Origin of the sequence: Kitasatospora sp. NPDC049258, assembly GCF_040678895.1 — a bacterium.
GTDB lineage: Bacteria > Actinomycetota > Actinomycetes > Streptomycetales > Streptomycetaceae > Kitasatospora.
Genome location: NZ_JBFAQT010000038.1, coordinates 1 through 13,391, shown reverse-complemented (window position 1 = coordinate 13,391; position 13,391 = coordinate 1). Strand labels below are relative to the sequence as shown.

Genomic DNA, 13,391 nt, shown 5'->3' with positions numbered 1-13,391 from the left:
AGTTGTCGCAGCTCACAGGATCGCGATCGGGTTGACGGGGGAGCCGGTGGCCTGTGGCAGCCGCAGGGGGGCGACCACGCACAGGAACGACCAGCGGGCCTGCTGCTCGCACAGCGGCACCAGGTCCTCGAAGCGGAGGTAGTCGAGCAACTGGACGCCCAGGGCGTGCACCGCCAGCACGTGCACCGGGAAGTCGACGCCCTCGGTCGGGCTGGGCGCGGTGTCGTTGTTGCCGTCGCCGCCGAGCAGCGCCACCCGGCGCTCGGCCAGGAAGCGCACCGCGGCCGGGTCCAGCCCGGCCCGGGCGTGCGCCGAGTCCCACGGGCCGCTCTCGCCGCGCCGCAGGCGGTGGCCGACCCGGACGAACAGCAGGTCCCCGGGGCCGACCTCGACCCCTTGGGCCCGCTCGGCGGCGATCAGGTCGTCCAAGGTCACCCGGTCGCCGGGTTCGAGCCAGCGCACCCCGCGCAGCCGCGGGATGTCGAGCAGCACGCCGCGGCCGACGATCCCGTCGTGGTCCAGCTCCACCGAGAGCGCGGTGGCTCCCGCCGGCGTCACCGTGGTGGCCGGCACCCCGCCGTACAGTGTGCCGTCGTAGACCACGTGGCACAGGGCGTCGAGGTGGCTGTCGGCGTCCCCGTGCACGTTCATGCTGAACCGGTCGGTGGCGAAGTGCAGCCCGGTGCTGCCGGCCGCGGCCTCCGGCGGGCTGGTGAGCCGGTGGCCGGCCGGCTGCGGGTTGTCCGGCCCGGGTTCGGTCTCGACCGGCGCGGCCAGCGTGACGCTCCGGCCCAGTCGCACCTCCTGGGCCGCCGCCCGCACGGTGGCGGCGGTGATGTGCGCCAGGGCGCCGCGCGGGTCGCCCTCGGGCCGTCGCAGCTCGCGGTGCAGGGCGCGGAATTCCGCCAGGCTCTGACGGGGCGTCCGGTCGGCCGCGGTGTCGGTGTCGGTATCCATCGGCATCGGTCCTCGCGGCTCAGCGCCGCCGTCGCTCTTCCAGCGCCTCGTCCAGCGTGCTGGCGGCCATGATCAGCGACATATGGGTGAACGCCTGGGGGAAGTTGCCCAGTTGCTCGCCGCTCGGGCCGATCTCCTCGGCGAACAGGCCGACGTGGTTGGCGTAGGTGTGCATCTTCTCGAAGGTGTACCGGGCGTTGCGGAGCCGGCCGGCGCGGGCCAGCGCGTCCACGTAGAGGTAGGTGCACAGGCTGAAGGTGCCCTCGGAGCCCCGCAGGCCGTCCGGGGAGGCGGCCGGGTCGTAGCGGTACACCAGGCTGTCCGAGACCAGCTTGCGTTCCATCGCGTCCAGGGTGTCCAGCCAGCCGGGGCCCTTCGGCGAGAGGAACCGGACCCGGGGGATGAGCAGCAGCGAGGCGTCCAGCACGTCGCCGCCGTAGTGCTGGACCAGCGCCTTCTCCTTCTTGCTCCAGCCCTTGTCCATCACCTGGTCGAGGATGGTGTCGCGGGCCAGGGTCCAGCGGGCGGTGTCGGCCGGCCGGCTCAGGTCGGCGGCCAGCCGCAGGGCGCGGTCGAAGGCGACCCAGCACATCACCCGGCTGTAGGTGAAGTCCTTGCGGCCGCCGCGGGTCTCCCAGACCCCCTCGTCCGGCCGGTCCCAGTTGTCGCAGAGCCAGTCCATCAACCGGGCCAGCCCCTTCCAGCCGTGGTACCCGGTCTGGATCCCCACCTCCATGCTCTCGGCCAGCGCGTACATCGCCTCGCCGTAGATGTCGAGCTGGAGTTGGTCGGCGGCGGCGTTGCCGGCCCGGACCGGCCGGGAGCCGCGGTAGCCCTCCAGGTGGTCCAGGGTCTCCTCGGTCAGGTACGGGTCGCCGTCCACCCGGTACATGATCTGCAGGCGTTCGCCGGGTATCTCCGCGCGGTCGCGCAGCCGGTCGCCGAGCCAGTGGGTGAAGTCCGTGGCCTCCTCGACGAATCCGAGGTCCAGCAGCGCGCGCACCGACAGCGCGCCGTCGCGCACCCAGCTGTAGCGGTAGTCCCAGTTGCGCTCGCCGCCGACCTGCTCCGGCAGGCCCATGGTGGCGGCGGCGACCGGGGCGCCGGAGGGGGCGTAGGTGAGCAGCTTGAGGGTGATGGCGGAACGGTTCACCATCTCGGCCCAGCGGCCCCGGTAGTGCGAGGTGTGCAGCCAGGTCTGCCAGAAGTCGACCGCCGACCACAGCTGTTGCTCGGTCTCCTCGACGCTCATCGGCGCGGGCGGCGGGCCGTCGGCGGCGCAGGCGGTGAACGAGGCCATCGCCGACTCGCCGTTGCTCAGGGTGACCGAGCCCACGATGTCCTCGCCGTCCCGCTCCAGCGGCATGCTGCTGTGCAGGTGGCCGGCGATGCCCGGGGCCATGAAGACCGCGCCCTGCGGCCGCAGGTCGAGCTCATGGGTGGCGCGGCCGTAGTCGAACCGCGGCCGGCACTCCAGGGTGAACCGCACGGTGCCTCGGACGGCGCGGGCGACCCGCAGCAGGGTGTGCCGGTCGGTCGGGGTGCGGCTGGTGTTCGCGTTCATCCAGTCGATCACCTCGCCGACCCCGTCGGGCGACAGGAAGCGGGTCACCAGCACCCCGGTGTCCGGGTAGTAGAGCTGCTTGCAGGTGACCTCGGCGTGCTCCGGCGCCAGCCGGAAGTAGCCGCCGCGGTCGTGGTCGAGCAGCGAGGCGAAGATGCTCGGGGAGTCGAACCTGGGGGAGCAGAACCAGTTCACCACGCCCTGGGAGGACACCAGAGCGGCGGTCTGCAGGTCTCCTACCAGGCCGTGATCGGCGATCGGGGGGTATCGGTCCATGACCATCCAATCTCGGGCTGATCCCTACAGGCCCACTATCCGCCCGCCGTCCGGGTGGTGCCTCCCGGGCCCGGCGGGCCCCGGGCGACAGTCGTGCCGGGACCGCACACACTGGAAGACGGGGCTGCGGTGCTGTCCGGCTGCCGGGCATCGCCGCGCCCGCGACGAGTCAGGAGGGCCCATGCCCAGCAAGCAGAGCAAGGTGGTCGGCGACGTCCAGCACATGACGCCGGCGGAGCGGGCCGGCCGGGGCAAGTCCGCCCGCGGTCACACCCCGCGTTCGAGCCACGCCGGCTACCAGCCGTCCAAGGACCGGCCGGACCCGGTGGACATCCTGGAGGCCCAGTCGGCGACCAGGGTGCCCGAGCTCGTCCCGGTCCGCTACGGCCGGATGATCGAGTCGCCGTTCCGCTTCTACCGCGGCGCCGCCGCGATCATGGCGACCGATCTGGCGGGCACCCCGAAGTCCGGTATCAGGGCCCAACTCTGCGGGGACGCGCACCTGTTGAACTTCCGGATGCTGGCCTCCCCGGAGCGTCACCTGCTGTTCGACATCAACGACTTCGACGAGACCCTGCCGGGCCCCTGGGAGTGGGACCTCAAACGGCTGGCCACCAGCATGGTCATCGCGAGCCGGGCGAACGAGTTCTCCGACGCCGAACGCGCCGCCATCGTGCTGGCCACCGTCCGGTCCTACCGGGAGTGGATGAACCGGTTCGCCGCGATGCGCAACCTCGACGTCTGGTACACCAAGGTCGACGTGGAGCACCTGCAGGACCTGGCGGAGGGCCGGTTGGAGAAGCGCGGCCGCAAGAAGCTGGCCAAGGCCGCCGAGAAGGCCAGGGGCCGGGACACCATGCAGGCCTTCGACAAACTCACCGAGCTGGTGGACGGCGAACGCCGGATCGCCGCGGACCCGCCCCTGGTGGTGCCGATCGAGCAACTGCTCCAGGGTGTCGAACGCGAGGCGTTCCAGCGCGAGTTCCGCAAGCTGATCGGGCGCTACGGCCGCACCCTGCCGACCGACCGGCGCCGGCTGCTGGAGCAGTTCCACCTGGTGGACGTGGCCCGCAAGGTGGTCGGGGTGGGCAGCGTGGGCACCCGCTGCTGGATCGTCCTGCTGCTCGGCCGGGACGGCGAGGACCCGCTGTTCCTCCAGGCCAAGGAGGCCGACACCTCGGTGCTGGCCCCGTTCGCCGGCGCCAGCGAGTACCAGAACCAGGGCGAGCGGGTGGTCGCCGGGCAGCGGCTGATGCAGGCCGCCAGCGACATCTTCCTCGGCTGGGAGCGGGTGGACGGCATCGACGGCCGCCGGCGCGACTTCTACATCCGTCAGCTGCGGGACTGGAAGGGCATCGTGGAGCCGGAGACCATGGTGCCGGCCGGCCTGGAGGCGTTCGGCCAGCTCTGCGGCGCCACCCTGGCCCGCGCGCACGCCCGGTCGGGCGACCGCATCGCGATCGCCGCCTACCTGGGCCGCAGCGACAGCTTCGACCGCGCGCTGCAGGTCTTCGCCGAGGACTACGCGGACCAGAACGAGCGCGACCACCAGGCGCTGGTGGACGCCGTCCGCACCGGCCGGGTGCCCGCCGAGCAGCTGGCCGCCTCCTGAGTCCGCCCGCCGGCGGGCCCGCTCGCCGTCGGGCGCCGGTGCCGCTCGGCCCTGGTGCCGTTGGGCCGGCGGAATGACACTCGGCCCCCGCCGTCAGGTCGCGGCGGGGGCCGGTCGCGGTTCCGTGGTACGACGGCAGGAACGCTCTGGGGGCAGCGCTCCAGACGGTCCCGGCGCCGAGGAGACCATCAGCATGTCGGCCAAGCCCACCGCCGGAGCCGAGGCGGCTCCGGCGGATCCGTTCGCGCTCGTCCGCACCCGCGGGTACCCGGTCGTGCTGCTGGTGGCCGCGCTGCTGGGCGTCCCGATCTCCGCGGCGGCGTTCGGCTTCCTCGCCCTGGTCACCGAGCTCCAGTCGCTGACCTACAACGACCTGCCCAAGGCGCTGGGCTTCCACGGGACGCCGTCCTGGTGGGCCATCCCGCTGCTCGCGGTGGCCGGCGTGCTGGTCGGGCTGACCATCCGGTACCTGCCGGGCACCGGCGGCCACAAGCCGGCGCACGGGCTGAGCACCACCGGGCCGACCCGCCCGGTCGACCTGCCCGGCATCGCGCTCGCGGCCCTCGCCTCGCTCGGCGCCGGCGCCGTCATCGGTCCCGAGGCGCCGCTGATCGCGCTCGGCAGCGGGCTCGCCGTCGGCGCCGTCCGCCTCGCCAAGCGGGAACTGGCGCCGAACGCCGCCGCGGTGGTGGGGGCTTCCGGCAGCTTCGCCGCCGTCTCCACCCTGCTCGGCTCGCCGCTGCTCGGGGCGTTCCTGCTGATGGAGGCCTCCGGACTGGGCGGGCCGATGCTCGGGATGGTGCTGGTACCCGGACTGCTCGCCGCCGGGGTCGGTTCGCTGATCTTCGTCGGTCTGGGCTCGTGGACGGGCCTGGGCACCTACTCGCTCGCCATCCACGACGTGCCGCACGCCGATGCGCCGACCTTCGGCGGGTTCGCCTGGGCGCTGGCGATCGGCGTGGCGGCGGCCCTCGCCGGCACCGGCATCCGGTGGCTCGGACTGTTCCTGGAACCGCGGGTCGAGCGGCGGATGGTGCCGGGCACGGCCGCGCTGGGCGTGGTGGTCGGCCTGCTCGCGCTGCTCTACGCGGAACTCACCGGAAAGTCGGCCACCGAGATCCTCTACTCCGGCCAGAGCGCGCTGAGCCCGCTGCTGGCCGACCGCGCCGACTACTCGGTGGGCGCGCTGGTGCTGCTGGTCGCCTGCAAGTCGCTGGCGTACAGCGTGTCACTGGCCGGGTTCCGGGGCGGTCCGGTCTTCCCGTCGATGTTCGTGGGGGCGGCCGGCGGCCTGGCGCTGTCGCACCTGCCCGGTCTCCCGGCCACGGCCGCGTTCGCGATGGGCATCGGCGCGATGTGCGTGTCCATGCTGCGGCTGCCGATGACCGCCGTGCTGCTGGCGACCCTCCTGCTGGGCACGGACGGCCTCACCGTGATGCCGCTGGTGATCGTCGCGGTGGTGGTCTCGTACTTCGTGACGCTGCGGCTCGTGCCGGCCCCGGCCCCGGCCGCCGCCCCCGCGCCGGCCGGCGGTGCCGGGTCCGGACGGCGGCCGTGAGCCGGACCGTCGCCGCCGCGGCTACCAGGAGGTGTCCCGGTTCGCTCCGGCGCACAGGGCCCAGATGATGAAGATGTTCACCGCGATCAGCACGATGGCCCAGAACGGGTAGTAGGGCAGCCACAGGAAGTTGGCGATCGCTGCCAGCCCCGCGAGCACCACGCCCACGGCCCGCGCCCACACCGCGCCGGTGAACAGCGCGAACCCGGCGAGCACGATGATGATGCCGAGGATCAGGTGCACCCAGCCCCAGCCGTTCACGGAGAACCGGAACGCGTAGTTGCTGGTGGTGACGAAGAGATCGTCCTTGGCGATGGCGGCGATTCCCTCGAAGATCGCCATGGCCCCACCGAAGATCATCAGAACGGCGGCGAGGACGGTCCAGCCGGACCGGAAGGGGTGGTGTTCGCCCGGGGCAGCGGCCCGCGGTTCGTTGACGTTACTGGCCATCTCGGCCTCCTAGGCGGGCGGAGCCGCCGGGCCGACCCGGACGGGCCGACCAGCGGCCTTTATTCCAGCCTTACACGCCATCGCCCGATCGGCTCCCCGGACGCCCGGCGCACCGGACCGGCGCGGTGACCCGGGGCGGACGTCGCGCCAGGCGTCCCAGCGGCCCGCAAGCGCGGGGCCGGTCAGGCCGGGACGAGCTTGCGCAGCTCGGGGACGACGCCGAGCCAGACGCTCTCGGCGCCCGCGGTGCGGAAGTACCGCTGGGCGCCGGATTGGAGGGTCATCCCGAAGGCGCCGTGGATGTGCAGCGCCTCGGCGGTCACGGTCCGGCCGAGCTCGGCCGCGAAGGCGAGCGCGCGGGCGGCGGCCGCGGCCACCGGCTCGCCGCCCTCCGCGCGGACGGCGGTGTCGCGGACGAGCAGGCGGGCGGCCTCGATCCGCGCGGTCGCGGCCGCCAGCCGGAAGGAGATCGACTGGAAGCGGCCCAGCGGCTTGCCGAACTGGCGCCGGTTGCGGGCGTAGCCGACCGCGGCGTCCAGGGCTCCGCCCGCCAGTCCGACCAGGTGGGCGGCCTGCCGCAGCCGGGCCTGGCCGAGCACGTCGCGCCAGACCGCGGCCGGGTCGGCGGTGAACTCCAGCAGGTCGGAACGCGGGACGGACGCCCCGGACACGTCGACGTCGAAGAGCCGGCGCTGGCCGAGCACGGAACGCGGCTCCAGCAGGACCGCCGGGTCGCCGGCGGCGAGCGGCAGCACGCCGGCCACCCCGTCGCCGACCAGCAGGAGGGTGTCCGCCTCGTCGGCCGACACCACGGTCGGGAAGCGGGCCTCGAACCGCAGCCGGTCGCCGGCGAGCGCCAGGTCGGTCCACCGCGGCAGCGTGTCCGGCCCGCGGTCGGCGGTGCCGTCGCGGAACCCCACCGCGATCCGGTGCCGCCCCTGCACGACGTCCCGGATCAGCCGGGCGCGCGCGGCCGAGGGCCGGCAGCGCTCGAGCAGATCGATCCCGAGCAGGGTGTCCAGGTAGGCACCGGCGGGGAAGGCCGCGGCGCCCATCAGCTCGGCGATCAGCACGGCGGCCGGCCGGCCGAGGCCGAGCCCGCCGGCGGCCCGCGAGGTGGGCAGGACCAGCGCGCCGCGCTCGACCAGCGCCGACCAGGCGGTCGGCGACGGTGCCGCGGTCGGCACCGCGGCCAGCGCGGCCGGGTGCTCCTCCAGCGGCGGGGTGTGCTCCGGGAAGAACCCGGTGAAGCGGGCGCGCAGCAGCTGCTCCAGCTGTCCGATCTCCATGTGTCAGCCCTCCAGGCCCAGGCCCAGGGTCGCCACGACCTTGAGCATGATCTCCGATGTGCCGGCCGAGAGCCGCAGGTTGGGACTCTCGCGGTAGATGCCTTCGACGGTCTCCCGCCAGCCCGGCTCGCCGTCCCACCGGGTCGCCGTGCCGGCGAGTCCGGCCACGTCCAGCGCGAGCTCCACCACGGGGCGGGCGAGTTCGGTGTTGAACCACTTTGACCGGGCCGAGACCACCGGGTCGACCGCCCCGGCGTCCACCGCCTCGACGGCCTGGTAGGCGAGCAGGCGCCCGGCCAGGATCTCGGTGTCGAGCGCGACCAGCCGCTGGCGCAGGGCTTCGTCGCGGAGGAGCCCGAGCTGCTCGGCGGTGTCCCGGACGGCGTCGAACCAGCGCCGTACCTTGGCCTGGTAGTCGATGCCGGTGCGCTCCAGCGCGAGGCAGGTGTTGAGGATCGTGAAGCCGGCGTGCAGCGGGCCGACCCGGTCCCCGTCGCTCACCCGGACGTCCAGCGTGACGTCGTCGAACCGCTCCTCGGTCGCGTTCCAGATCGGGGAGATCCGGACGCCCGGTGCGGCGAGGTCCACCATGAACAGGGTGATGCCGCTGCCGTCCCCGTCCGCGGTGCGGGCCGCGCACAGGGCGTGCGAGGCGAACTGGGACTTCTGGCTGTAGATCTTGCGGCCGGTCAGCCGCCAGTGGTCGCCCTCGCGCTCGGCGGTCGTGCGCAGCGATCCGAGGTCGGAGCCGACGCCGGGCTCCGAGTACAGCACGGTGGCGAGGTGCTCGCCGCGGGCGAGCGGCGGCAGGTGACGGGCCTTCTGCTCGTCGGTGCCGGCCATCAGCAGGAAGAGGCCGACGATGTCGACGCTGAGCACGTGGGCGACATCGGGGACGCCGGCCAGGCCGAGCTCCTCGGCGACGGTCGCCGCGTCGACCGCCCGCAGGCCCAGGCCGCCGTACTCCACCGGCCAGTTGGCGGCCAGCCAGCCGCGCTCGCCGAGCAGGCGGAACACCTCAAGGTTGCCCGGTTCGGCGCCGGGCTGCAGGTCGCCGAACCGGTGCAGTTCCGCGCGGACCTCGGGCGAGGCCAGGAACGCCCGGACCTCGGCCCGGAAGTCGCCGTCCCGGGCCGGGGCGGGGCGCGCGGTGGTGAGCTGTGCGGTCATCGGACGGCCGTCCTCTCGTGCAGGTCCTCGGTGAGCCGGGCGAGCACCTCGTGCGGCGCCGTGCGGACGAAGAAGTGCCCGCCGGGGAAGCCGTGGGCGCGCGGCGGGTCGGTCGCGGCCGGCGTCCAGTCGGCCACCAGCCGCGCCGGGTCCGGCACTTCGTCCCAACCGTGGTAGAGCCGCAGCGGGGCGCGCAGCGGCGGGCGCGCCGGGTCGTCGCGGTACGAGGCGACGACGGCGAGGTCGGCCCGCAGGACGGGCAGCAGCAGCGCCATCAGCTCCGCGTCGGCGAGCACCTCGGGCGGGGCGGCCTCGTCCTCGCGCAGTTCGGCGAGCAGCAGGTCGTCGCTCACCTCGGCCACCGGGTGCGGGCCGGAGAGCACCCGGGGCGCGGCGGCGCCGGAGGCGATCACCAGCTCGGGCCGGTGGCCGGCGGCCTCCAGCCGCCGGCCCAGCTCGTAGGCGAGCAGGCCGCCCATGCTGTGGCCGAACAGGGCGAACGGCGTGCCCAGGTAGGGGGTGAGCTCGGCGAGCAGGTGGTCGACCAGCGGCTCGAACTCGGTGGCCGCGGGCTCGGTGAACCGGCTGTCCCGGCCGGGCAGCCGGGCGGCGACCACGTCGACGCCGGGGACGGCGTCGGCCCAGGGCCGGTAGTCGTTGGCGCCGCCGCCCGCGTGGGGCAGGCAGATCAGCCGCTTGTCGGCGAGCAGCGGGCGCCTGAAGGTGGTGTACACCTCACACCGTCCAGGAGGTGGAGGAGTCGGCGGCGATCCGCTGCCGGCGCAGGTCCCGGGTGACGCTGACCCGCTTGAGCCAGCGGTCGCGTCCGTCGTAGCGGGCGCGGAAGGGCCGGCGGCCGTGCACGCCGCGGTAGTTGTCCAGCACCAGCACGTCGCCGGGGGCCAGCGCGACGTCCCGCAGGCTCCGTTCGACCAGCGCGTAGGCCTCGGCGAGGGCCCGGGCGGCGAGCTCGTCGCCCGGCACCGGCGCCATGTAGGCGGGGTCGATCCGCAGGTACGGCCGGTCCGGCGGACCGAACAGCAGGGACACCGCCGTGGGGTCGGTGAGCCGCCGCTCGACGTCCTCGAAGCGGTCGGCGAGGCCGGGGGTGGCCAGGTGCCCCGGGTTGCGCGCGCTCAGGTGCGAGTCGTCCGGCAGGATGTGGAACCGGGGTTCGGCCAGCGCCCGCCGGGTCTCCGCGGAGAGTTCGTGCAGGTCCGGCACGGCCACGGTGGTGCCGACCTGCTCGTCGTTGCGCAGGCACAGCAGGGCCAGGTAGTCGCAGCGCAGCTCGTGGAAGGCGTCCTCGGTGTGCCAGAGCAGCTCGGTGGCGCTGCTCGACCCCAGCTGCACGTGCTCGTCCCCCCGGGTGGGCAGGATGTCGTGCACCAGGCGGCCGCCCTGCTGGGTGGACCAGGCGTAGGGCTCGCCGAGCGCCGCGGTCAGCACCAGGAGCAGCAGTTCCTCGCGGACCCGCCGGCCGGCCGACCGCCAGCTCGCCGGGGTCGGCCCGATCGCCGCGTCGTCCACCCGGCAGCCGCTGACGAGCAGCCCGCTGGGCCGCTCCCACAGCCGCATCGCGTCGAGGGTCGAGCACAGCCGGGCGGGTACCCGCCGGGCCGCGTCGCGGGCGAGGGTGACGAGGTCCTCCTCGTGGGCGTCCCCGGCGAGCGCCAGGGTCTCGTCGAGCAGCTGGTCCAGCCGGTCGGCCTCGGCGGCGTCCAGCCGCAGGCGGGTGAACGCCGCGGTGGTGCGGGGGGTGTCAAGGGAAGTCACGGACATCGGTCAGTCGTCCTCTCCTGGCCGCGCGGACCGGCAGGCCGTCGCGAGCTCCTCGATGGTCTGGTGCTGGAACACGTCCCGCAGGTGGATCCGGATCCCGGCCCGTGCGGCGCGGGCGATGACGCGGGTGGCGACGAGCGAATTGCCGCCGAGGTCGAAGAAGTTGTCCCGCACGCCGATCCCCGTGAGGTGCAGGACCTCGCCCCAGATCGTGGCGAGCAGCGCCTGCACGGGGGTGCTCGGCGCCACCGAGCCGACCGTGACGCCCGGCACCGGCAGCTCGTCCGTCTTGAGCTTGCCGTTGACGGTCAGCGGGAGGGCCGGCACGCAGACCACCGCCTGCGGGACGAGGTACTCGGGCAGCCGGGCCGCCAGGTACTCCTTCAGCTCCTGCCCGAGCACGACCGAAGTCTCGGTCGAGACCGGGTCGTTGGCCGTCCGGTCGGAACTCCGGCGGGGCGCCGGGGCGGGGAAGCGGCGGTCCTCGGGGGAGCCGCCGATCACCGCGTCGAAGGCGCCCTCCGGGTGGTCGGCCCGCCAGCTGAGCGCGACCTCCAGCCCGTGCCGGGCAGCGAGCTCGGTGACGTCGACCGGGCGCAGCGCCTCGGCCGTCGCGCCCGGCGCCACGTCCTCGCCGAGCAGCAGTGCCGCCGCGCGGGCCGACCCGGCCACCAGCGCGTTGGGCACCCGGGTGAGCCGCAGCACGCCGTCGCGGGCCAGCAGCGTCTCGGCCTCGGCCGCCGTGAGCCGGTCGGTCACCCAGTCGCGCCACCCGCCGGCCGGCTGCGGCGGGTCGGCCGGCTCGCTCGACAGCACGACGTCGTACCGGTAGCGGGACAGCTCGTTGTCGAAGCGGCCCGCCTTCGGGGACACCGTGACGCCGGGGAGTCGCGCACCGGCCGCGAACTCCTCGAACCAGGCGGGGGAGAGCACGAGTTCGCCCTCCTGCTCGCGCCGGCGCAGGAAGTCCTGGTACAGCCGGCGCGGCGAGCCGTCGCCCAGCCGGGCCAGCGCGACGCCGTGGTGGAACGAGTCGAGCAGCCCGAGGTTGCGCACGTCGCCGACGAAGATCCTCCCGCCGGGGGCGAGCAGCGCGCGGGCGCCGGCCAGCACCTCGCGCAGGTAGGCCTCGTGCGGGAAGTACTGGACCACCGAGTTGATCACGACGCAGTCGAACGCGCCGGGCTCGAGGCCCGCCAGGTCGTTCGCCTCCCGGTGGAGCAGTTCGACGCCGGGGATCGGCCGGTCGGCGAGACGGGCCGCCAGGCCGGCGAGCGTCGAGGCGGAGAAGTCCGTGCCGACGTACCGCTCGCAGTGCGGCGCCAGGCGCCACAGCAGCAGGCCGGTGCCGGTACCGATCTCCAGGACCCTCCGGGGCCGCAGCGCGCGGATCCGGGCCACGCTCTCGTCCACCCAGTCGCGCATCTCCTCGGCCGGGATCGGACCCCCGGTGTAGCTGCTGGTCCACCCCTCGATGTCGAAGGTGGGGTCGGCGGTGCCGACCTCGGCGTGGGTGGTCTGGAAGACCTCGCGCCACTTCTCGACCTGGTCCCGCGTGGTGGCCGGCGCGCCGCCCGCGCTGGGCTCACCCGGGACGGCGTACGCCAGCAGGCGTGCCGCGCCGTCCGCGTCGGGCCGTGCGATCACCACGGCCTCGCGCACGCCCGGGTGTTCGGCGAGGACGGCGGCGATCTCGCCCGGCTCGACGCGGTGGCCGCGGATCTTGACCTGGTCGTCGATCCGGCCGCAGAACTCCAGCTCCCCGTCGGCGTTCCAGCGGCCGAGGTCGCCGGTGCGGTAGACCCGCTCGCCGGGCCGGAACGGGTCGTCGAGGAAGCGTTCCGCGGTCAGTTCCGGCCGGTTCCAGTAGCCGGGGGCCACGCCGGCGCCGCCGATCCACAGCTCGCCGGGGACCCCGATCGGGGCCGGGGCGCCGTGCCGGTCCACCACGTACACCCGGGTGTTCGGCAGCGGGCGGCCGATGCTCGGCCGTTCCCGCGTGGTGTCCAGCGGGTGGATGGTGACCTCGACGGCGCACTCGGTGGGCCCGTACAGGTTGAAGAAGCGGGTGCCGGTGGTGGCGCGCATGGCCGCCCACAGGGCGGGGCCGATCGCCTCGCCGCCGATCATCACCAGCTCCGGGTGGGCCCCGCCCGGGCCGAACAGGCCCAGCGAGAAGAGCAGTTCGAGCTGCGTGGGGGTCAGGCTCAGCGCGTCGATCTGCTGCTCCCGGACGAGCGCGGCCAGCGCGTGGGTGTCCCGCCGGACGTCGTTCGGCACCAGGTGCAGCTCGTGGCCGTTCAGCAGCCAGCACAGCTGGTCCACCGAGGCGTCGAAGCTGAACGGCGCGGTGTGCGCGGCCCGCACCGGGCGGCGCCCGGAACCGGCCGGCCGGGGGCGTTCGGCGGCGATCAGGTTGGCCAGCGCACGGTGCTCGATCTGGACGCCCTTGGGCTTGCCGGTGGAGCCGGAGGTGTAGATGACGTAGGCGAGTTGGTCGGGTGTGGTCGGCAGGTCGGGGTTGTGGTCGGCGGTGTGGTCGGGGGTGTTGTGGGGGTTGTTGTCTTCGAGGAGGAGGGTGTGGGGGTGGGGTGCGAGGCGTTGTGCCTGGGGGTGGTCGAGGAGCAGGAGGTGTGGGGCGCTGTCGGTGATGAGGTCGTCGAGGCGGGTGGTGGGGTGGGCGGGGTCGAGGGGGATGTAGGCGGCGCCGGTTTTCCAGATGGCGAGGATGGC

The 13,391-nt window shown here is 74.2% G+C and carries 10 protein-coding genes; 2 read left to right on the top strand and 8 right to left on the bottom strand.

Features of this window, described 5'->3' with window-relative positions; translation table 11 throughout:
• Positions 1 to 12: 12 nt before the first annotated feature.
• Together AB0K43_RS25325 and AB0K43_RS25320 are read right to left on the bottom strand one after the other, a co-directional pair.
• A complete protein-coding gene (locus AB0K43_RS25325; RefSeq protein WP_363643520.1) occupies positions 13 to 957 on the bottom strand; it encodes a cyclase family protein in 945 nt (314 codons plus the stop codon).
• Positions 958 to 976: 19 nt separating this feature from the next.
• On the bottom strand, positions 977 to 2,797 hold the full coding sequence (locus tag AB0K43_RS25320; protein WP_363643518.1) for a glycoside hydrolase family 15 protein: 1,821 nt from the start codon (positions 2,795 to 2,797) through the stop codon (positions 977 to 979).
• A 181-nt stretch (positions 2,798 to 2,978) separates the two neighbouring features.
• On the opposite strand from AB0K43_RS25320, the gene AB0K43_RS25315 reads away from it, so the two are divergent.
• Complete coding sequence (locus AB0K43_RS25315) at positions 2,979 to 4,409, top strand: DUF2252 domain-containing protein (protein WP_363643516.1); 1,431 nt, start codon at positions 2,979 to 2,981, stop codon at positions 4,407 to 4,409.
• 193 nt (positions 4,410 to 4,602) lie between these two features.
• Positions 4,603 to 5,967, top strand: coding sequence for a chloride channel protein (locus AB0K43_RS25310; protein WP_363643514.1), 1,365 nt, complete (start codon positions 4,603 to 4,605; stop codon positions 5,965 to 5,967).
• Positions 5,968 to 5,988: 21 nt separating this feature from the next.
• Here AB0K43_RS25310 and AB0K43_RS25305 read toward each other — a convergent pair whose 3' ends face one another.
• From AB0K43_RS25305 to AB0K43_RS25280, 6 genes are all read right to left on the bottom strand, one after another.
• Entirely contained in the window at positions 5,989 to 6,417 is a 429-nt protein-coding gene (locus AB0K43_RS25305; RefSeq protein WP_363643512.1) for a hypothetical protein, read from the bottom strand.
• 182 nt (positions 6,418 to 6,599) lie between these two features.
• On the bottom strand, positions 6,600 to 7,706 hold the full coding sequence (locus AB0K43_RS25300; RefSeq protein WP_363643510.1) for an acyl-CoA dehydrogenase family protein: 1,107 nt from the start codon (positions 7,704 to 7,706) through the stop codon (positions 6,600 to 6,602).
• A gap of 3 nt (positions 7,707 to 7,709) precedes the next feature.
• A complete protein-coding gene (locus tag AB0K43_RS25295; RefSeq protein WP_363643508.1) occupies positions 7,710 to 8,876 on the bottom strand; it encodes an acyl-CoA dehydrogenase family protein in 1,167 nt (388 codons plus the stop codon).
• Complete coding sequence (locus AB0K43_RS25290; protein WP_363643506.1) at positions 8,873 to 9,610, bottom strand: alpha/beta fold hydrolase; 738 nt, start codon at positions 9,608 to 9,610, stop codon at positions 8,873 to 8,875. Before AB0K43_RS25290 ends, AB0K43_RS25295 begins: the two co-directional genes overlap by 4 nt.
• Position 9,611: 1 nt before the next feature.
• Positions 9,612 to 10,658, bottom strand: a complete 1,047-nt coding sequence (gene gntD, locus AB0K43_RS25285) for a guanitoxin biosynthesis L-enduracididine beta-hydroxylase GntD (protein WP_363643504.1) — start codon at positions 10,656 to 10,658, stop codon at positions 9,612 to 9,614.
• A 3-nt stretch (positions 10,659 to 10,661) separates the two neighbouring features.
• A partial coding sequence (locus AB0K43_RS25280; protein ID WP_363643502.1) for an amino acid adenylation domain-containing protein occupies positions 10,662 to 13,391 on the bottom strand: 2,730 nt, incomplete at its 5' end.

What these genes read in the sequence shown, in the direction of transcription:
- AB0K43_RS25315 (WP_363643516.1), top strand. Translation starts at nt 2,979, where the DNA reads ATGCCCAGCAAGCAGAGCAAGGTGGTCGGCGACGTCCAGCACATGACG.
- AB0K43_RS25305 (WP_363643512.1), bottom strand. Translation starts at nt 6,417, where the DNA reads ATGGCCAGTAACGTCAACGAACCGCGGGCCGCTGCCCCGGGCGAACAC.
- AB0K43_RS25300 (WP_363643510.1), bottom strand. Translation starts at nt 7,706, where the DNA reads ATGGAGATCGGACAGCTGGAGCAGCTGCTGCGCGCCCGCTTCACCGGG.
- AB0K43_RS25320 (WP_363643518.1), bottom strand. Translation starts at nt 2,797, where the DNA reads ATGGACCGATACCCCCCGATCGCCGATCACGGCCTGGTAGGAGACCTG.
- AB0K43_RS25325 (WP_363643520.1), bottom strand. Translation starts at nt 957, where the DNA reads ATGGATACCGACACCGACACCGCGGCCGACCGGACGCCCCGTCAGAGC.
- AB0K43_RS25310 (WP_363643514.1), top strand. Translation starts at nt 4,603, where the DNA reads ATGTCGGCCAAGCCCACCGCCGGAGCCGAGGCGGCTCCGGCGGATCCG.
- gntD (WP_363643504.1), bottom strand. Translation starts at nt 10,658, where the DNA reads ATGTCCGTGACTTCCCTTGACACCCCCCGCACCACCGCGGCGTTCACC.
- AB0K43_RS25295 (WP_363643508.1), bottom strand. Translation starts at nt 8,876, where the DNA reads ATGACCGCACAGCTCACCACCGCGCGCCCCGCCCCGGCCCGGGACGGC.